Source organism: Microbispora siamensis, from assembly GCF_016863095.1.
Classification (GTDB): domain Bacteria; phylum Actinomycetota; class Actinomycetes; order Streptosporangiales; family Streptosporangiaceae; genus Microbispora; species Microbispora siamensis.
On sequence record NZ_BOOF01000050.1, the window covers coordinates 45,017 to 63,601 of the forward strand.

At 71.0% G+C, this 18,585-nt stretch carries 17 protein-coding genes; 11 read left to right on the forward strand and 6 right to left on the reverse strand.

Translation table 11 applies throughout. The annotated features are described in order from the left end of the window. The first annotated feature begins 29 nt into the window (after window positions 1-29). The 6 genes from Msi02_RS34795 to Msi02_RS34820 all read left to right on the forward strand — a co-directional run bounded on the left by Msi02_RS34795 (window position 30) and on the right by Msi02_RS34820 (window position 6,610). Window positions 30-1,178, forward strand: coding sequence for an ABC transporter ATP-binding protein (locus Msi02_RS34795; RefSeq protein WP_204052075.1), 1,149 nt, complete (start codon window positions 30-32; stop codon window positions 1,176-1,178). 137 nt (window positions 1,179-1,315) lie between these two features. After that, on the forward strand, window positions 1,316-2,533 hold the full coding sequence (locus Msi02_RS34800) for a polyamine ABC transporter substrate-binding protein (protein WP_239109011.1): 1,218 nt from the start codon (window positions 1,316-1,318) through the stop codon (window positions 2,531-2,533). Then, entirely contained in the window at window positions 2,530-3,393 is an 864-nt protein-coding gene (locus tag Msi02_RS34805) for an ABC transporter permease (RefSeq protein ID WP_079319781.1), read from the forward strand. The genes Msi02_RS34800 and Msi02_RS34805 overlap by 4 nt, the downstream gene beginning before the upstream one ends. After that, the gene (locus tag Msi02_RS34810; RefSeq protein ID WP_204052077.1) at window positions 3,390-4,175 is read left to right on the forward strand and encodes an ABC transporter permease; all 786 of its coding nucleotides are present in this window, start codon (window positions 3,390-3,392) and stop codon (window positions 4,173-4,175) included. The genes Msi02_RS34805 and Msi02_RS34810 overlap by 4 nt, the downstream gene beginning before the upstream one ends. 58 nt (window positions 4,176-4,233) lie before the next feature. Then, window positions 4,234-5,628, forward strand: coding sequence for an NAD(P)/FAD-dependent oxidoreductase (locus Msi02_RS34815; protein WP_204052078.1), 1,395 nt, complete (start codon window positions 4,234-4,236; stop codon window positions 5,626-5,628). A gap of 115 nt (window positions 5,629-5,743) precedes the next feature. Then, window positions 5,744-6,610, forward strand: a complete 867-nt coding sequence (locus Msi02_RS34820; protein ID WP_204052079.1) for a fructosamine kinase family protein — start codon at window positions 5,744-5,746, stop codon at window positions 6,608-6,610. A gap of 30 nt (window positions 6,611-6,640) precedes the next feature. Here the strand turns inward: Msi02_RS34820 and Msi02_RS34825 are convergent, their stop codons facing one another. The 4 genes from Msi02_RS34825 to Msi02_RS34840 form a co-directional block, all read right to left on the reverse strand. Beyond that, window positions 6,641-7,345: a GNAT family N-acetyltransferase gene (locus tag Msi02_RS34825; RefSeq protein WP_204052080.1), complete on the reverse strand. Its 705-nt coding sequence runs from the start codon at window positions 7,343-7,345 to the stop codon at window positions 6,641-6,643. Window positions 7,346-7,431: 86 nt separating this feature from the next. Next, a complete protein-coding gene (locus Msi02_RS34830) occupies window positions 7,432-8,301 on the reverse strand; it encodes an alpha/beta fold hydrolase (RefSeq protein WP_204052081.1) in 870 nt (289 codons plus the stop codon). Window positions 8,302-8,359: 58 nt separating this feature from the next. Beyond that, a complete protein-coding gene (locus tag Msi02_RS34835; RefSeq protein WP_204052082.1) occupies window positions 8,360-9,232 on the reverse strand; it encodes a phosphotriesterase family protein in 873 nt (290 codons plus the stop codon). A 67-nt stretch (window positions 9,233-9,299) separates the two neighbouring features. After that, window positions 9,300-10,025: an SDR family oxidoreductase gene (locus Msi02_RS34840; protein WP_204052083.1), complete on the reverse strand. Its 726-nt coding sequence runs from the start codon at window positions 10,023-10,025 to the stop codon at window positions 9,300-9,302. Window positions 10,026-10,069: 44 nt separating this feature from the next. Between Msi02_RS34840 and Msi02_RS34845 the strand changes: the two genes are divergently transcribed. Then, window positions 10,070-10,531, forward strand: coding sequence for a nuclear transport factor 2 family protein (locus Msi02_RS34845; protein ID WP_179155487.1), 462 nt, complete (start codon window positions 10,070-10,072; stop codon window positions 10,529-10,531). Here Msi02_RS34845 and Msi02_RS34850 read toward each other — a convergent pair. Further along, window positions 10,528-11,169: a VC0807 family protein gene (locus Msi02_RS34850; RefSeq protein ID WP_204052084.1), complete on the reverse strand. Its 642-nt coding sequence runs from the start codon at window positions 11,167-11,169 to the stop codon at window positions 10,528-10,530. The genes Msi02_RS34845 and Msi02_RS34850 overlap by 4 nt on opposite strands. 340 nt (window positions 11,170-11,509) lie before the next feature. Here Msi02_RS34850 and Msi02_RS34855 point away from each other — a divergent pair, with 340 nt between their 5' ends. Further along, window positions 11,510-12,301, forward strand: a complete 792-nt coding sequence (locus Msi02_RS34855) for an LLM class F420-dependent oxidoreductase (RefSeq protein ID WP_239109013.1) — start codon at window positions 11,510-11,512, stop codon at window positions 12,299-12,301. Between the two features lie 43 nt (window positions 12,302-12,344). Here the strand turns inward: Msi02_RS34855 and leuE are convergent, their stop codons facing one another. Continuing rightward, complete coding sequence (gene leuE / locus Msi02_RS34860; protein ID WP_204052086.1) at window positions 12,345-13,022, reverse strand: leucine efflux protein LeuE; 678 nt, start codon at window positions 13,020-13,022, stop codon at window positions 12,345-12,347. Between the two features lie 111 nt (window positions 13,023-13,133). Here leuE and Msi02_RS34865 point away from each other — a divergent pair, with 111 nt between their 5' ends. The 3 genes from Msi02_RS34865 to Msi02_RS34875 all read left to right on the forward strand — a co-directional run bounded on the left by Msi02_RS34865 (window position 13,134) and on the right by Msi02_RS34875 (window position 18,514). Continuing rightward, window positions 13,134-14,537 (forward strand): selenium-binding protein SBP56-related protein, encoded by a 1,404-nt coding sequence (locus Msi02_RS34865; protein ID WP_204052087.1) that lies wholly within the window; start codon window positions 13,134-13,136, stop codon window positions 14,535-14,537. Further along, a complete protein-coding gene (locus tag Msi02_RS34870; protein ID WP_239109014.1) occupies window positions 14,534-15,133 on the forward strand; it encodes a hypothetical protein in 600 nt (199 codons plus the stop codon). The genes Msi02_RS34865 and Msi02_RS34870 overlap by 4 nt, the downstream gene beginning before the upstream one ends. Window positions 15,134-15,202: 69 nt before the next feature. Beyond that, a complete protein-coding gene (locus Msi02_RS34875; protein WP_204052088.1) occupies window positions 15,203-18,514 on the forward strand; it encodes an AfsR/SARP family transcriptional regulator in 3,312 nt (1,103 codons plus the stop codon). The last annotated feature ends 71 nt before the right edge of the window (window positions 18,515-18,585 follow it).

The following is an 18,585-nucleotide window of genomic DNA, read 5'->3' on the forward strand; positions in this document are numbered from 1 at the left end:
ACCTATCGAAAAAGAGGGATAAGCCTGGAATGACAGAGATCCAGGCGGGCCCGGGGGCAGCCGTCTCGGCTGCCCCCGTATCAGGAGACGTGCCCGCCATCGAACTCGACAACGTGGTCAAGGAGTACGTCTCGCACGGCGAGGTCGTACGGGCGGTCAAGGGCGTGAGCCTCGCCATCGCGGAGGGGGAGTTCTTCTCCCTCCTCGGCCCCTCAGGCTGCGGCAAGACCACCAGCATGCGAATGATCGCCGGGTTCGAGGACCCCACACAGGGGGTCGTCAGGCTCCACGGGGAGGACGTCACGAACGTCCCCCCGAACAAGCGTGACATCAACATGGTGTTCCAGTCCTACGCGCTGTTCCCGCACATGAACGTCTGGGACAACGTCGCGTTCGGGCTCAAGCGCAAGAAGGTCCCCGACGCGGAGATCAAGCGCCGCGTCGGCGAGATCCTGGAGGTCGTCGACCTGACCGGCCGCGAGAAGCGCCGGCCGAAGGAGATGTCGGGAGGCCAGCAGCAGCGCGTCGCGCTCGCCCGCGCCCTGGTCAACCGGCCCCGCGCGCTCCTGCTCGACGAGCCGCTCGGCGCGCTCGACCTCAAGCTCCGCCAGGCCATGCAGATCGAGCTCAAGCGCATCCAGCGCGAGGTCGGCATCACGTTCGTCTACGTGACGCACGACCAGAGCGAGGCGCTGACGATGAGCGACCGCATCGCGGTCATGAACGACGGCCTCGTGGAGCAGCTCGCCGAACCCCGCGAGATCTACGAGCGCCCTGCCAGCAAGTTCGTGGCCGGGTTCATCGGCACATCCAACCTGCTGAGCGGCACCGTCCAGCAGGTCGCCGGCGACACGGCCGTGCTCGCGCTCGGCGCGAGCGACCGGATCCTCGTCCCCGCCGACGGCGCGCTCTCGACCGGCGCCACGGTCGACCTCACGGTCCGGCCGGAGAAGATCAAGATCGCCAAGGAGCAGCCGGAAGGCGACCTCAGCGTGGTGCGGGGGACGGTGGCCGAGGTCGTCTACCTCGGCACCTACAACAGCTACGTCGTGGTGCTCGGCGACGGCGCCGAGATCACGGTCTTCGAGCAGAACGCCCACGACAGCACGATCACCGCCGAGCGAGGCGACACCGTCTGGCTCTCCTGGCAGCCCTGGCACTCCTACGCGCTGCGGTAAATCCCCGCGTCAGCTCCTCCCGTCGCACCCTCGCGACGCATCCCCGCGACGAATTCCCGAACCCCCGGTACAGCGAATCCGGAGCACGAACCCCTATGAACGACCCATTCAGGCAGGATCCCGCCCTCCTCCGCGGCATGACCCAGCGCCGGCTCGGCAGGCGCGACGCCTTCCGGCTCGCGGGCCTGTCGGCCGCCGGGCTCGCCCTCGCGGCCTGCGGCGTGCAGGGCAAGGGCAAGGCCCGGCCCACTTCCTCCGCCCAGGTGCAGTCCGAGGTGGAGAAGTACTGGTCGGGCAAGGCGAAGAACGGCCACGTCGACTTCGCCAACTGGCCGCTCTACATGGACCCCAAGAAGCCCGAACTCAAGGAGTTCACCAAGCGCACGGGGATCACGGTGACCTACAAGGAGGTCATCCAGGAGACCGCGGGCTGGTACGCGAAGATCCAGCCGCAGCTGGCCGCCGGGCAGTCGATCGACTACGACCTGATGGTCTTCACCAACAGCGTCCAGCTCACCCAGCTCATCAAGCTCGGCTACCTGGTGCCGCTCGACCACGACCGGCTGCCGAACTTCACCAAGAACGTCGGGGCGCGGTACACCCAGGAGGCGTTCGACCCGGGCAACGTCTACACCGTCCCGTGGGCGTCCGGCATGACCGGCATCGCGTACAACCCGAAGTACATCGACACGCCGCCGACGAGCTACTCGGCCCTGTGGGACCCGAAGTACAAGGGCAAGGTCGGCATGATGGCCGACTCGCAGGAGATCGCGAACTTCGCGATGTTCGCGCTCGGCATCGACCCGGACAAGTCCACCCCGGCCGACTGGGAGAAGGCGGCGGCGAAGCTCACCGAGCAGCGCGACTCGGGCATCGTCCGGAAATATTACGACCAGTCGTACATCGACCCGCTGGCCAAGGGCGACATCTGGATCTGCCAGGCGTGGTCCGGCGACATCTTCCAGAAGAACCTCTCCGACGGCACGGACCTGAAGTTCGTGATCCCGCAGGAGGGCGCCACGATCTGGACCGACAACTTCATGATCCCGAAGACCGCCGCCAACCCGGTCGACGCGATCACGCTGATCGACTTCTTCTACGAGCCCGCCATCGCGGGAAGCCTGGCGGAGTACATCAACTACGTCACCCCGGTCCCGTCCGCCAAGGACGCCATCCTCGCCGACGCGGCCAAGGCGTCCGGAGCCGACAAGAAGACCCTGCAGATGATCGCCGACAGCCCGCTGGTGTTCCCGAGCGACGACGACTACGCCAAGCTGCGGACCTACGTGACCTTCGCCAACAGCGAGGATCACAAGAAGTTCGAGAGCATCTTCCAGCCCATCACCACGTCATGAGCAGGCTCAGGGCGGCGCTCACGCCGTACGCGCTGATCTTCCCGGGCGGTCTCTGGCTCGCGATCTTCTTCGTGATCCCGATGATCGTCATGCTGTCCCTGTCGCTGCAGTCGGGCAGCGTCGAGGACGGCTACGCCTTCACCTTCAACTGGCACTCATACGCCGACGGCCTGGCGAACTACCACGACCAGATCATCCGGTCGCTGCTCTACGGCCTGGCCGCGACCCTGCTGCAGATCATCCTCGGCTTTCCGGTCGCGTACTGGATCGCGTTCAAGGGCGGCAACCGCAAGTCGGTCTACCTGTTCCTCATGCTGCTGCCGTTCCTGGTGTCGTTCGTGCTGCGGACGATCTCCTGGCAGTTCCTGCTGTCGGACAACGGCATCCTGCTCGGCCCGCTCAAGGACATCGGGCTGCTGCCGGACGGCTTCCGCGTCCTCGCCACGCCGTTCGCCGTGATCGCCGGCCTCGCGTACAACTTCCTGCCGTTCATGGTGCTGCCGATGTACGTGGCGCTGGAGCGGATCGACCCGCGCGTCCTGGAGGCGGCTCAGGACCTTTACGCGAGCCGGTTCCAGACGTTCCTGCGCGTGGTGCTCCCGCTGTCGCTGCCCGGCGTCTTCGCCGGCGTGCTGATGACGTTCGTGCCGGCGACGTCGGACTACGTCAACGCGTCCGTGCTCGGCGGCACGAACACCACGATGATCGGCAACGTCATCCAGAACCAGTATCTGGTCACACAGGACTACCCGACGGCCTCGGCGCTGTCGTTCACGCTGATGGCGCTGCTGCTCGTCGGCATCTTCGCCTACGCCAGGGCGCTGGGCACCGAGGACGTGCTGGAGGTGGCGGCCCGATGAGGCAGGGTCTGCTGAGGGGGCGCGGCCTCCAGATCTACACCTGGCTGGTGATCGCCTGGCTGGTCGTGCCGATCGCGGTCATGATCCTGTTCGGGTTCAACGACACGCACGGCCGTTACAACACCGCCTGGCAGGGCTTCACGCTCAAGTGGTACGGCAAGCTGTTCGAGATCGGCGACCTCACCCAGGCGCTGGTGAACTCGCTGCTCATCGCCGTGCTGACGATGATCATCGCGGGTGTGCTCGGCTCGCTCATCGGCCTGGCGCTCGGCCGCTACCGCTTCCGCGGGTCGGCGACGATGAACGTCGTCATGTTCGCGGCCATCTCCTGCGCCGAGATCGTCATGGGCGCGTCGCTGCTTTCGCTGTTCGTCACCCTCGCCGTGCCGCTGGGCTTCTGGACGATCGTGATCTCGCACGTCATGTTCTCGATCTCGTTCGTGGCCGTGACCGTGCGGGCCCGGGTGATGACGCTGGACCGCTCGCTCGAGGAGGCCGCCAGGGACCTCGGAGCCGGCACCTGGACCACGTTCCGCCTGGTCACCCTTCCGATGATCTTCCCGGGTGTGCTGGCCGGCTCGATGCTGGCGTTCGCCCTGTCCATCGACGACTTCGTGATCACCAACTTCAACGCGGGCGGGACGGTGACGTTCCCACTGTGGATCTGGGGAGCCACCCGCGTGGGCATCCCGCCCCAGGTCAACGTCATGGGAACGCTGATCTTCGCGGTCGGCGTGCTGATCGCCGTGGTCAACGGCCTCGTGGCCCGGCGCCGGAACTGATGTAGGACCCTGTAAGAACCTGTGAGATCCCCCGTGATCTCGAGGGGAAGTGAAATGTGTGAGTCCGCAGAAAGCTCTCGCTGACGCGGAGCGCAAACCGTACTGGCTGGACCGGCCGATCGCGCCCGAGCCGCTGCCCCCGCTGAGGGGAGACGTCACGGCGGACCTGGCGGTGGTCGGCGGCGGCTTCACCGGCCTGTGGACCGCCCTGATGGCCAAGGAGCGCGACCCCTCGCTCGACGTGGTCCTCCTGGAGGGCCGCGCGGTCGGGTGGGCCGCCTCCGGCCGCAACGGCGGGTTCTGCGCGGCGAGCCTGACCCACGGGCTCGGCAACGGGCAGGACCGCTGGCCCGCGGAGATCGAGACGCTGGAACGGCTCGGCCGGGAGAACCTCGACGAGATCGAGCAGACCCTCACCCGGTATGGCGTCGAGTGCTCCTTCGAGCGGACCGGCGAACTGCGGGTGGCCACCGAGGAGTGGCAGCTCGCCGGGCTCGACGAGGAGGTGAGCGGGGCGGCCTCGCTCGGCGTGCGGCTGGAGCGGCTCGACCGCGAGCAGGTGCGCGCCGAGGTGGACTCCCCGACGTACCTCGGCGGCGTGTGGGACCGCGAAGGCGTCGCCATGGTCGATCCCGCGCGGCTGGCGTGGGGGCTGCGCGACGTCTGCGTGCGGCTCGGCGTGCGCGTCTTCGAGCACACGCCGGTGCGCTCCCTGCACGACGACGGCGTCGCGCTCGAACTGGAGACGCCGAAGGGGCGGGTCAGGGCCGGGCGGGTGGCGCTCGGCACCGGCGCCTTCCCGCCGCTGCTGCGCCGGCTCAGGCACTTCCTCGTGCCGGTGTACGACTACGCGCTGATGACCGAGCCGGTGCCGGACGACCTGCTGGCGGAGATCGGCTGGCGCAACCGCCAGGGCATCGGCGACTCGGCCAACCGGTTCCACTACTACCGGCTGACCGACGACAACCGGATCCTGTGGGGCGGCTACGACGCCGTCTATCACAACGGCGGCCTGGTCAAACCGGAGTACGACCAGCGCGACGCCACCTTCGAGAAGCTCGCCACGCACTTCTTCGAGACGTTCCCGCAGCTCCACGGCCTGCGCTTCACGCACAGGTGGGGCGGCGTCATCGACACCTGCAGCCGGTTCAGCGCCTTCTTCGGCACCGCGTACGGCTCGCGCCTCGCCTACGCCGCCGGATACACCGGCCTCGGCGTGGGCGCCACCCGGTTCGGGGCCAACGTGATGCTCGACCTGCTGCAGGGCCGGGTGACCGAGCGTACGGACCTGCGCATGGTGCGGCAGAAGCCGGTGCCCTTCCCGCCCGAGCCGGTGCGGTCGGGCGTCATCCAGCTCACCCGCTGGGCCATCGCCCGGGCCGACGAGCACGAGGGCCGCCGCAACGCCTGGCTGCGCACCCTCGACGCCTTCGGCGTCGGTTTCGACTCCTAGTGGCGCCGTAGCGGTGCCGACGGCGGGGCCGGGCACGGCCCCGTCGTCGCACATCCCGCACTGCTCATCTCCTGGCTGCTTGAAGCGCCAGGAGTCGTCTTCGTAACGTCGACATATGGATCTTCTCCTCCGCCGGCTTCACGACGCGGGATTCGCCGCGCAGTCCGTACGGGTGGCCACCGGCGGTGTGGTGGCCATGGCGGGCATCGCCACTATGAGCGACGGTTCACAGGTTTTCGCCAAGACGCTGTCCGGGTCCGGTTCGGACGTCTTCGAAGTCGAGGCCGAAGGCCTGCGGGCGCTCCGTGAACTCGGCGGCGCCGTCACCCCGGACGTGCTGGCGGTGACACCGAACCTTCTCGTGCTTCAGCCGCTCGAGCCTCGCCGGGACAATGAGGAGCGGTTCTGGGAGGACCTGGCCCGCGTACTTTCCACAATGCACACAACCACGATCGGCGACCGTTTCGGATGGCACCGGGACGGCTGGCTGGGCCGCATGCGACAGGACAACACCTGGGACGACGACGGATACTCCTTCTTCGCCCAGCGCCGCATCCTGCGCTGGCTGCCCGAACCCTTGGTCGAGGCGGCGTTCGACCGCGAGGATCGCCGGGCGCTGGAGCACCTGTGCGCCGCCCTTCCCGAGTTGGTGCCGCCCCAACCGCCGGTGCTGACTCATGGCGATCTGTGGTGCGGGAACATCGCCAGTGATCAATCAGGCGCGCCGATCCTGCTTGATCCGGCCGTTTCCTACAGCTGGGCCGAGGCCGACCTGAGCATGCTGTGGTGCTCACCGCGTCCGCCTGCGTCGGACCGCTTCTTCGCCGCATACACAGAGATCACTCCGCTGGCTGACGGTTGGCACGACCGCATGCCGCTGTTTCACCTGCGGGAGTTGCTGAGCATCATCGCCCACGGCGACGACAACTGGGGTGCCGCCCAGGCCGTTCGCGAAATCGCCGCGCCTTTCGCTCGCAGGTAGCCACCAGCACGTCGATGGCCCGCAGGGCTCTCAGTCGCTCAGGTGGAGCCACCAGGTGATGTCGTCGCCGACGCGGGTGAAGCCGCACGCGCTGTAGAGCCGCTCGCCCTCGGGGGTCGCGTTCAGCACGGCGTGCCGCGCCCCGGCGGCGCGGGCGGCCTCGCACACCGCGTGCAGCAGGCCGGTGCCGAACCCGCGCCGCCGGAAGGGCTCCCAGACCTCCATATCGAAGATCCCGGCCAGGTCGCCGTCGAGGAACGACCAGGCCCGGCCCGCGAACCGGCGGGAGCGGGTGTAGGCGGCGGCGTACCACGCGCGGGCCGGCCGCAGCCGGGTCAGCGCCAGCAGCTCGCGGTAGGTGGGATCGGTCTCCCGGTAGTCGGCGGTGTCCTCCTGCAGCTCGACCCCGGGGGCCGGGCGGCCGATCGGCCGGGACAGGTCGGCCGTCATCCACCAGGGCGCCCACCCGCGCTCGAAGCCCGCCTCCGCCAGCGGCGCCGGGTCGACGGCCGGATCGAGCCAGGCGCCCACGATGGGCCGTCCCCGGTCACGGGCCCGCTCGACGCCGCGGACGACGGCCGCGGTCGTCATCTCCCTCGGGAACATGAGGTTCTGGCCGTCCGGCCCGTCGATCCAGGTCAGCGGGCCGTCCGTCCACACCTCGCCGCCCAGGGCCCGGGCCTGGAGCAGGAACCAGCCGGTCTGGACGCGTCGGCAGTCGGCGATCGTCACCACAGCCGTACATCGTGCCATTCCCGTGGAGGCGTCAGGCGGTGAGCCGGCGGAGCGGGTTCGACTCCAGACCGGGCCGTACGCCGGGATCACGGGCGGGGGAGGAAGTCCAGCAGGGCCTCGGTGAGGAGATCGGGTGCCTCCTCCATCATGTGATGGCCGGTGTCGAGGGCGTGACCGGACAGGTCGGTGGCCCACGGTCGCCACACGCCCAGAACGTCGTGGTCGTACAGTTCAGCCACGTCGTCCTTGGCTCCCCACAGGACCAGCAGGGGGCTGGTGATCCGGCGGCCGGCTGCCCGGTCGGCGTCGTCGGCGGCGCGGTCCACGCCTAGCCCGGCACGGTAGTCCTCGCACATCGCGTGCCGCACCCGGGGGTCGGCCACCGCCTCGGCCACGTCCGCGTGGTTCTCCCGGCCCATCAGATCCGGATCGAGCGTGTACCAGGCGTCCGGGTCGGCGGCGATCAACCGCTCGGGCAGCGGCGCGGGCTGGCCCATGAAGAACCAGTGATACCAGGCGTGGGCGAACCTGGCGTCGCAGCGGGCAAGTGCCTCACCGATCGGCACATCGCCGAGGATGACGACGTGGTCCACGGCATGCGGATGGTCCAGGGCGAGGCGCTGGACGACATAGCCGCCGCGGTCGTGGCCCACGGCGTGGAACCGCTCGTGGCCGACTTCCCGCATCAACGCGATCAGGTCGCCGGCCATGGCGCGCTTGCCGGCCTGGGAATGGTCGGGCTCGTCGGGAGGCGCCGTGGACCGGCCGTAGCCCCGCAGGTCGGGGCAGACGACGGTGTATCCGGCGGCGGCGAGAGCGGGCGCGACCAGGTGCCATGTGGTGTGCGTCCGGGGGTGCCCGTGGACCAGCAGCACCGCCGGTCCCTCGCCTCCGTACCGCACCCGGAGCCGCGCATTTCCGACCTCGACGTAGCTGAGTTCGAATCCGGCGAACATGACCACGCCTCTGCCCGCGGCGCCGCGGGATATGGCGGTCGGGATCCGGGCGGTGACGTCAGGCGGTGAGCCAGCGGAGCGGGTTCTCGTGGGTGATGAGACGCAGGGTGTCGTCGTCCACGCCGGCCTCCCGCAGGGCCGGAAGGACCGACGAGAACAGCCGGCCGTACCCCTGCCCGCCATAGCCGGCCAGGTGCTCCCGCAGGCGTACGCCGCTGCTGAGCAGGACGCGCTCGGCGTGCCCGCCCTCGAGGAGGGTGAGGACGTCCTCGGCGTCGTCCACGCTCACGTACGCGCCGGTCTCGGCGATCTTGCGCTGGGCCAGCGGGTCGCCGGTGCGGGCGCTGAGCCGCCGGGCGGGGACGTTCTGCGAGAGCAGGAGTTCCAGCAGTTCCAGGCCGCCCGTCGCCACCGGGAGGTCGGTACGCAGCGAGGCGCGGGCGGCGGCGGTGACGGCCCGCTCCTCGGCGGGGGTGGGCGTCTCGTCCCATGCGGCGGCGACGATGACGCCCGGCCGCGCGCCCGTCCCGTCGAGTCCGGCGCCGATCTCGTGCAGCAGGTCGGCGGTCAGGTCCTCCACGCCGTACCGCGTGACGGCCTCACCCGCGAACGGCTGCGCGGCGAAGCCGGTGGCGGCCACGATCGGGACCCGCGCGGCCATCGAGATCCGGGCGAGCGCCGCGGGGTCGCGGGCCATCCCGATGCAGCTGTGCTCCACGACGAGGCCCAGCGCCTGCTCCCTGCCGAGGTTCTTGACCTCGGCCAGCACGTATCGTTCCTCGTCCAGCCACCGATGGGGATCGGAGTCCACGCCGATCCCCCAGCGGGTGTCGGTGCGCAGGTGCTCGTACGGCAGCACCGGCCCGTCGATCTCTGCGACGGGGACGGCGCCCGTGACGGTCTGGATTCGGGGAAAATATGCGCCGGACATGAACGGACATTAACCGATTTTTTGCCGAAACTGCTCGCGAATCACATGATTCTTTACGTTCAGCGCGTCAACTCATCGTCTTGCCGCCGTTGACGGCGAGCCGCTGGCCGGTCACGAACCGGGCCCCGGGGGAGGCGAGGAACGCCACCGTCTCGGCCACGTCCGCCGGCACGCCCATGTGTCCCAGCGGGACGTCGCGCAGGTAGCCGGTGTAGTCCTCCGGCGGGACGTCCGCGTGCCGCTCCACGGGGATCCAGCCCGGCTCGACGGTGTTCACCGTGATCCCGTACGGCCCCAGCTCCCGGGCCCACGACCGGGTGAGCCCGTGCATCGCGGCCTTGGCGGCGACGTAGTGCCCGAACTCCGGGTTGCCGAGATCCGCGACCTCGCTGCCCACGTTCACGATCCGGCCGGAGCCGGCCTCGCGCATGCCGGGCAGCACGGCCTGCAGGATCAGCAGCGGGGCCTTGACGAAGAAGCGGAGCTGGCCGAGGTGGTCCTCCCAGGTCTGCTTCTCCACCGGCATCAGCGGCTGGGGGCCGGTGGCGTTGTTGACGACCACCTCGACGTGCCCGATCGCGGCCACGCCCTCCCGTACGGACTCCTCGTCGGTGACGTCGAACCGGGCCAGGCGGGCCGAGCCGCCGGCGGCGGTGATGCGGTCGACGACGGCGGAGGCCCCGGCCGTGTCGTTGGCGTAGTTGACGGCGACGTGCCAGCCGTCCGCGGCGAGCCGTTCGGCGATGACGGCGCCCAGACCTCGTGAGGCGCCGGTGACCAGTGCGGTACCCATGACAAGCGTGCCTATCACAGATCACGTAGGGCAGGATGGGGCGCATGGATGAGATCGCCGCTCTGGTGGACCGGGCCGAGATCGTGGACGTCGTCACGGCCGTCTTCGACACCGTGGACGCCAAGAACTGGCCGGTGTGCCGGGAGCTGTTCGACGACGAGGTGGACGCCGACTTCACCAGCCTCAACGGCGGGGAGCCCGCCCGGATCAGCGCCGACGCCCTCGTGGACGGGTGGCGCACCGGCCTGCACGCCCGCAAGCAGAGCTTCCACACCGTGAGCAACTTCGCCGTGACGGTGGACGGCGCCGAGGCGCACGTGACCACCAAGGGGTACTCCTACAACCTGCTCGACGCCGCGCTCGGCGGCGGCATGTTCGAGGTGTGGGGCGTCTACCGGCTCCGGCTCGTACGGCAGGCCGAGGGATGGAAGGTCGCGGCCTTCGCGTTCGACGCCTGGCACACCCGCGGCGACGAGGCGGTGCGCACGCACCGGCTGGAGGGCTAACGGGTGATCGCCGGGACCTCGGTGTGCAGCCGCCGCAGGACCCGGCGGAACGCCCAGATGGACGCGACGAAGGCCAGGCCGGTGACGACGGCGACGGCGGCGGTGCGGATGATCAGATAGTCGCCGATCGACTCGTGCAGCAGCAGCCAGATGCTCATGGCCGAGTTGACCAGGAGGACGAACGCCCACAGCAGGGTGATCCGGGCGAAGAAGGTGCGGACGCGCTCGTGCCGCAGCACGAACGACGGCAGGTGGATGTAGTCGAGGGTGAGCCGCTGGACCAGCGGGCGGCGCATCCGCACCGAGGCCAGGAGAACCAGGCTGATGCAGATCGTGCCGAGCTCCGGCTGGATGAAGTAGAGGACGGGGCTGCCGGTCCACAACCCGATCACGGTGCGGAAGGTGATCGCGATCGTCGCCATGATCATCGTTCCCGGCACGGGCTGACGCCGGATGAGCCGCCACAGGACGCCCAGGTAGACCCATGCCACCGCGGCCATCAACGCGCCGCGCAGCCCGAGCACCGCGAGGGCCGCGTAGAAGACCACGAGGGGAGCCACCACGCCTTCGAGGAGCCGGGGCACCGCCTGCTTGATCAGCGCGGTGAGCCGTGGCAATGCGAAGGGCGTGTGGTTCATGGTGACTCCAACGGGCCGGTGGGGGAGACCGACGCTGTAGTTGGGCAACGCGCCTACCCGGACATAGCGGATGGAAACGCCCGGGTTGGGCGGCTTCGTCGGTGGCTTACCGTACCTGACCGCCAGTCTTGCGGGGGCCGAATGCACGAACCGCCCCCGCGTTCCATAACGGTACGGCATACCTCTCGCGGGCGTCCTGCCGGATGGAAAACCCCTGATCAGCGCTTTACCGGGGGCCGCTGGGCGCTTTCCCCGGCGGGCGGTGAACGCGGGTTACGTTGACGGCATGGACTCAGGTTTCGGCTACTTCGCAACGGATGATGCGGTTCGTCCTGATGCCTTGGCCCGGCTCGTCGAGCAGCGCGGCCACACGGCGCTGCTGTTCACCGAGCACACGCACATCCCGGTGCCGTCCGGCGGCCAGACGCCGAAGGACGAGTGGGGAGGCGAACTGCCCCGGCGCTACTGGCACAGCTACGACCCGTTCATCGCCTCGATGGCCGCGGGCGCGGCGACGACCCGGCTGCGCGTGGGGACGGGCATCTGCCTGGTGCCCGAGCACGAGCCCATCGGCCTGGCCAAGACGGTGGCCAGCGTGGACAACCTGACCGGCGGACGGTTCGAGTTCGGCGTCGGCGCCGGATGGAACCGCGAGGAACTGCGCCACCACGGCGTCGATCCGGCCCGCCGCTTCGCCGTGCTGCGGGAGCGCCTCCGGGCGATGCAGGAGATCTGGACCCGTGACGAGGCCGAGTTCCACGGTGACTTCGTGTCCTTCGACCCGATCTGGTCGTGGCCCAAACCGGCACAGAAGCCGTACCCGCCGATCCTGGTGGGCGGCGTCGGGCCGCGCGTGTTCGACCGCGTGCTCGCCTACGGCGACGCGTGGCTGCCCAACTACGGCCCCGGGATCCTGGAGCGCGTCCCCGAGTTGTTCCGGCGGGCCGAAGAGGAGGGCAGGCACGTCGAGGTCGTGATGCTGTCCGCGCCGGCCGACCCCGGCGCGCTGGAACAGTGCGAGAAGGCCGGTGTCGCCCGTGTCATGGCCTGGCTGCCGTCGGCCGGGCTTGACCGGATCCAGCGGGCGATGGACGCCTTCGAGAACGCCCTCGCCGACCTGCACGGCGAGTGAGCACGGCCGCCGGCGGGTGAGCACGTCCGGCGGCGGGTGAGTGTCAGCTCAGCGTCGCGGTGGCCAGCTTGGCGCCGAAGCCGAGGAAGAGTGCGCCGACCCCCGTGGTGAGCCCGGCGGCCAGCTTGCGGCGGCGCCGGAAGTGGCTCGCGAGGAACGTGCCGCCGAAGATCAGTGTGCTCAGGTAGGTCACGCTGAAGACCTGCACGATCAGCGCGAGGATCAGGAACGACAGCGCCGGCGCGCCGTACGACGGATCCACGAACTGCACGAAGAACGCCACGAAGAACAAGATGGCCTTGGGGTTGAGCAGGCTGATCGTGAACGCCTTGCGGAACGGGTTGCCCACCGGCGCGGGGACCTCCTCCGCGGCCTGGGCCGCCTCCGTGACCTGGGCCGGGACCCCGTCACGGGAGGCCCGCAGGGAGCGCCAGGCGCCGCGGAGCATGCCGAAGCCGATCCACGCCAGATAGATCGCGCCCGAGTACTTCACGATCGAGAACAGGACGGGCGTGGACTTCAGCAGCGACGCGACCCCCGCGGCCGACAGGAACATGAGGACCGAGTCGCCGGCGAAGACCCCGGCCGCCGCCCGGTAGCCCTGCCGCACGCCGCGCTGGGCGGCGGTGGAGAGCACGAACAGCGAGTTCGGCCCGGGCAGCAGGATGATCAGGAACGATCCCGCGATGTAGGTCCAGATGTTGGTGATGCCGAAGAACATGCCCGCTCCCGTCAAGAAACCGCATGTCCTGTTATAGCCCTATCCAGGCGCCGGTCACAGTCAGTAGATTCCTATTGACTTGGTAGGGAACGCAGGAGAATCCTGGGGTGCATGACGTTGTGGAAGCCTGACCCCACCTTCTATCCCTCGCCAAGGGACGCCGCGGAGGCGCCGCCGGAGAAGCTGGCCTACGTGGCCGCCTTCGACCGGTCGGCCCAGCGGCCCGACGCGCTCGCCGTGCTCGACACCGACCCCGGCTCCCCGTCGTACGGGACCGTGGTCGGCTGGACCGACCTGCCGTACACGGGGGACGAGCTGCACCACTTCGGCTGGAACGCCTGCAGCAGCGCGCTGTGCCCCTACGCGCCGCACCCGCACGTCGAGCGGCGCTACCTGATCGTCCCCGGCCTGCGGTCGTCGCGGATCTACGTGTACGACACCAAGGACCGGGTCAGCCCGGAGCTCGTGAAGGTCATCGAGGCCGAGGAGCTGGGCAAGCGGGCCGGCTACTCCCGCCCGCACACCGTGCACTGCGGCCCGGAGGGCCTTTACGTCAGCGCGCTCGGCGGCTACGGCGACGACGGGCCGGGCGGGATCGCGATCCTCGACCACAACTCGTTCGACGTGCTCGGCCGGTGGGAGGTGGACCGCGGCCCGCAGTACCTGGCCTACGACTTCTGGTGGCACATCAACCACGACGTGCTGATCACCTCCGAGTGGGGCACGCCCTCCATGATCGAGGACGGCGTCGTCGGGGAGCTGCTGCTCGGCCGCAAGTACGGCCACAAGCTGCACTTCTGGGACCTGCGCAAGCGTAAGCACGTCCAGGAGGTGGACCTCGGCGACCAGCACCAGATGGCGCTGGAGCTGCGTCCCGCCCACGACCCGACCAAGACGTACGGCTTCGCCGGGGTCGTCGTCAGCGTCGAGGACCTGTCGGCGTCCGTGTGGCTGTGGCACAGAGATGACAGGCACGGGGACGGCTCCCGCTGGGCGGCGCAGAAGGTGATCACCATCCCGGCCGAGCCCGCCTCGCCCGACGACCTGCCCGACGTGCTCAAGCCGTTCGGCGCGGTGCCGCCGCTGGTGACCGACATCGACCTGTCGGTGGACGACCAGCGCCTGTACGTGTCGTGCTGGGGCACCGGCGAGCTCAAGCAGTACGACGTGTCCGACCCGTTCAAGCCGGTCGAGATCGGCTCGGTCCGCCTCGGCGGCATCGTGCGGCGGCAGGCGCACCCGGCCGCGCCGGACGAGCGGCTCGCCGGCGGGCCGCAGATGGTCGAGGTGAGCCGCGACGGCCGCCGGGTCTACGTCACCAACTCGCTGTACGGAGCCTGGGACGACCAGTTCTACCCCGACGGCGTGGGCGCCTGGATGGCGAAGATCGACGCCGACTCGTTCACGCTGGACGAGCGGTTCTTCCCGCACGGCGACGACTTCCGCGGCCTGCGCCCGCACCAGACCCGCCTCCAGGGCGGCGACGCCTCCTCCGACTCCTACTGCTACCCGTGACGCTGACCGCCGTCATCCTGCTCGGCACCTTTCACGGGATCAACCCCGCGATGGGCTGGCTGTTCGCCGTCGCCCGGGGGTTGCAGGAGCGCAGCCGCGACCTGCTGCTGCAGTCCCTGCCGGTCATCGCGCTGGGCCACCTCGCGTCGGTGGCCCTCGTGGTGGCCGCCGTGTCGGCGACCGGGTCGCTCGTGACGGCCACGGCGCTCGCGATCGGGGCGGGCGTCGTGCTCGTCGGGTTCGGCCTGTGGCACCTGCTCGCCCGGCGGCACTTCCGCTGGGTGGGCATGCGGCTGTCGCTGCCGCAACTCGCCGCCTGGTCGTTCCTGATGTCGTCGGTGCACGGCGCGGGCCTGATGCTGCTGCCCGTGCTGACCCGCATGCCGGCGAGTCACCACGGCCACATGATGTCCGGCGGGATGCTCGTCGCCGGGGTGCACACGCTCGCGATGTTCCTCACGGCGACCGTCGTCGCCGTCGTGGTGTACGAGTTCCTCGGCGTCGCCGTCCTGCGCCGGGCCTGGTTCAACCTCGACAGGATGTGGGCGTTCGCCTTGGTGGGGGCGGGCGTCGTCACCCTGGTCGGCGCCATCTGAGCGACCGTGCGGCGAACGCGCGGCGGCCGGGCGTCGCGGGCCTCCGGAGGCCTGGCAGGATTGACCGGCGTGCGGGTTCGTCTCCTCGGCGCGCTCGAGGTCCTCGACGACGACGGGGCTCCGGTCGCCGTCGCGGGCGCGCGCGTGCGCGCGCTGCTGGCCGTGCTGGCCCTGCAGCCGGGTCGCCTCGTCCCGGCCGACAGGCTCGTGGACGCGCTGTGGGAGGACGGCCCACCGGCCAACGCCGCGAACGCCCTGCAGACGCTGGTGAAACGCCTGCGCGCGGCGCTCGGGCGGTCCGGTGCGGTGCTGTGGCGCGACGGCGGGTACGTGCTCGGCGTCGAGCCGGCGCAGGTCGACGCCCACGTGTTCACCGCACTGACCCTGCCGTACGCGACCGGGAAGGCGCCGGACGCCGAAGCCCCCGATGCTGACCTGGACGAGGCGTGCGCGGTGCTGGACGAGGCGCTGGCGTTGTGGCGGGGTCCCGCCCTGGCCGACCTGCGCGCGGTGCCCTACCTGGCGGCCGCGGCGACCCGGCTGGAGGAGCGGCGGCTGGCCGTGGTCGAGGCCCGCGCCGCCGCGTATCTCGCGCTCGGCCGTGAGGTGGACCTGTCTGCCGAGGTGGCCGCCCATCCGCTGCGCGAGCGGCTGTCCGCCCTGGCGATGCGCGCGCTCGCACGGTCGGGCAGGCAGGCGGCGGCGCTGGCCCTGTACGAGCGGGTCCGGCGGGCGCTCGCGGACGAACTCGGCGTCGATCCGGGTCCTGAACTGCGGGCCGCCCATCTCGACGTGCTCCGCAGGCAGGTCCCTGCGGCGCCTCCCCGGCAATCGAAGGGCGCCGAGCACACCGCCAGTGGCAGCGTCGGGGGCACCGCCGGCCGCACAGGACGGCGCACAGGACGGCGCGCGGGCAGGGTGTGGGCGCCTCCGACGACCTTCGTGGGCCGCGAGGAGGAGGTCACGCGCCTGTCGGCCCTGCTGCGCGACTCCCGGCTGGTCACGATCGTCGGGCCGGGTGGGGCGGGCAAGACACGCCTGGCGGTCGAGACCGCCCTGCGCGCCGCAGGCAACGGCACCGCCGGGGAGGGCGGCTCCGAAGCGGGCGGGCAGGGCGAGAGCGGGTACGGGGAGAGCGGATACGGCGAGGGCGCGTGGCTGGCCGAGCTGGCTCCCCTGACGGATCCCGCGGACGTCGTGCGGTCCGTGCTCGAAGCGCTGGGCGCCGACGCCGAGCCGCGCGTGGGCGGGGACTGGCGGCGCGACCCGCCGGACCCGGCCGAGCGCCTGGTCGCCTCCCTCGCCGGGCGCGAGCTGCTGCTCATCCTCGACAACTGCGAGCACGTGATCGACGCCGCGGCGGGCCTGGCCGAGCTCGTGCTGCGCCGCTGCCCGGGGGTGCGCGTGCTGGCGACCAGCCGCGAGCCGCTCGGCGTGCCGGGGGAGACGCTCGCCCCGATCCCGCCCCTCGGCCTGCCCCCGGAGGGCGTCACCCCCGGCGAGGCGGGTGAGTATCCCGCCGTACGCCTCCTGCTGGACCGCGCCCGCGCGGTGAGCCCCGGCTTCGCCCTCGACGAGCACACGACCCCGCACGTCATCACGATCTGCCGCCGCCTCGACGGGATGCCGCTGGCCATCGAACTGGCCGCGGCGCGGATCAGGGCGCTCGGCCCGGAGCGGCTCGCGGCCCGCCTCGGCGACCGGTTCCGCCTGCTGACCGGCGGGAGCCGTACGGCCCTGCCGCGGCACCGGACGCTGAGCGCGGTCGTCGAGTGGAGCTGGGACCTGCTCACGCCCGAGGAGAGGACGCTGGCGGAACGGCTCGCGGTGTTCGCCGGCGGCGCCGCACTGGACGACGCGGAGCTGGTCTGCGGGGACGACGGGCTCGACGTGGTGGCGGTGCTGCCGTCCCTGGTCGACAAGTCCCTGCTGGAGACGCCGGGCGACGGCCGGTTCCGGATGCTGGAGACGATCCGCGCGTACGCGCTCCAGCGGCTGACGGGCAACGGTGAGCTCGACCGCTACCGGCGCCGGCACGCGGCGCACTTCCTGCGGCTCGCCGAGGAGGCCGAGCCGCGCCTGCGCGGAGCCGGGCAGCTGGAATGGATGGCCAGGCTGACCGCCGAGCAGGACAACCTGAACGCCGCCCTGCGCTGGGCCGTCGACTCCCGGGAGGCGGAGACCGCGCTGCGCCTGTGCGGCACGCTGAGCTGGTATTGGTGGCTGCGCGGGCACCGCGGTCAGGCGGCCGTCTGGGCCGGGCAGGTGCTCGAACTCGTCCCCGAGGGCCCGCCCGCCGGGCTGGTGCGCGCCTACGCCGGGTGCAGGTTCGCGGTCACGGTCACCCGGCTCGGCACGATCTGGATGGAGCCCGGCCGGCTGGAGGAGATCCGCCGGGAGCTCGGCGACCTCGTCGAGGCGGCCCGGCGCGAGGGCCCGGTGCACCCGATGCTGCCGATCCTGCGGGCGGTCGTGACGGCGATGGCCGGACGCAGGGAGGAGGCGGCCGAGATGCTCGACGCGTACGCCGCCTCGGACGATCCCTGGCTGGCCGGCTCGGCGCTGATGATCAGGGGCGGGTCGCTCGGCCTGCCGGGCGACAGCGAACGCGACGTCGAGGAGGCGGTGCGCAGGTTCCGTGCGCTGGGGGAGCGCTGGGGGCTCAGCGAGGCCCTTCTCACGCTGGCCACGCTCCGCGCCCGCAGAGGCGCGCCGACGGCGGACCTGATCGACGAGATCGCCGGACTGACCGAAGGATGGGTCAGCGCGGACGACACGATCTCCACGCTGACCCGCCTGGCCGAGCTGCGCCTTCGGTCGGGCGACGCCGAGGGCGCGGCGGCGGACGTGGCGGCCGCCCGCTCCCACGTGTCCGCCGGGGTCTCGCCGTACGCGCTGGTGCAGGTGAGCGTGGGCGAGGCGAAGGTGGCCCGGAGCAGGGGAGACCTCGACGGCGCGGTGGCGGCGCACGAGGAGGCCCTGGCCGTGCTGGAGGCCCACCCCGCCATCCCGCAGCAACTCGGAACGGCGTACGCCGAATACGGCAGGGCGCTGCTGGCCAAGGGCGACCTCGACGGCGCGCTCGCGCGTCATCACGAGGCGCTGCGCGCCCTCGGCGCCACTCCCGACCTACCTGTCCTCGCGACCGTGCTGGCCGGGCTGGCCATGATCGCCCTGGCCGGGGGCGACGCGAAGCGTTCCGCGGTGCTCTTCGGCGCGGCCGACGCCGCCCACCTGGGCTGGCGGGCGGACGCCGGGGCCGCCGAGGCGCTGGAGTCGGCGCGCGGGGCGGCGGGCCCGGACTTCCACGCCGCCTACGAGCGCGGCCGTACGGCACCGCGCGAGGATCTCGGCCTGCCCGCCACCGGAAGCAGCAGGTAGGACGGTGCGCTGATCGTGATCCGCGCGCTGCCGGGAGGCTACGCGCCTCTGCAACTGGCACGCCGCGCCCG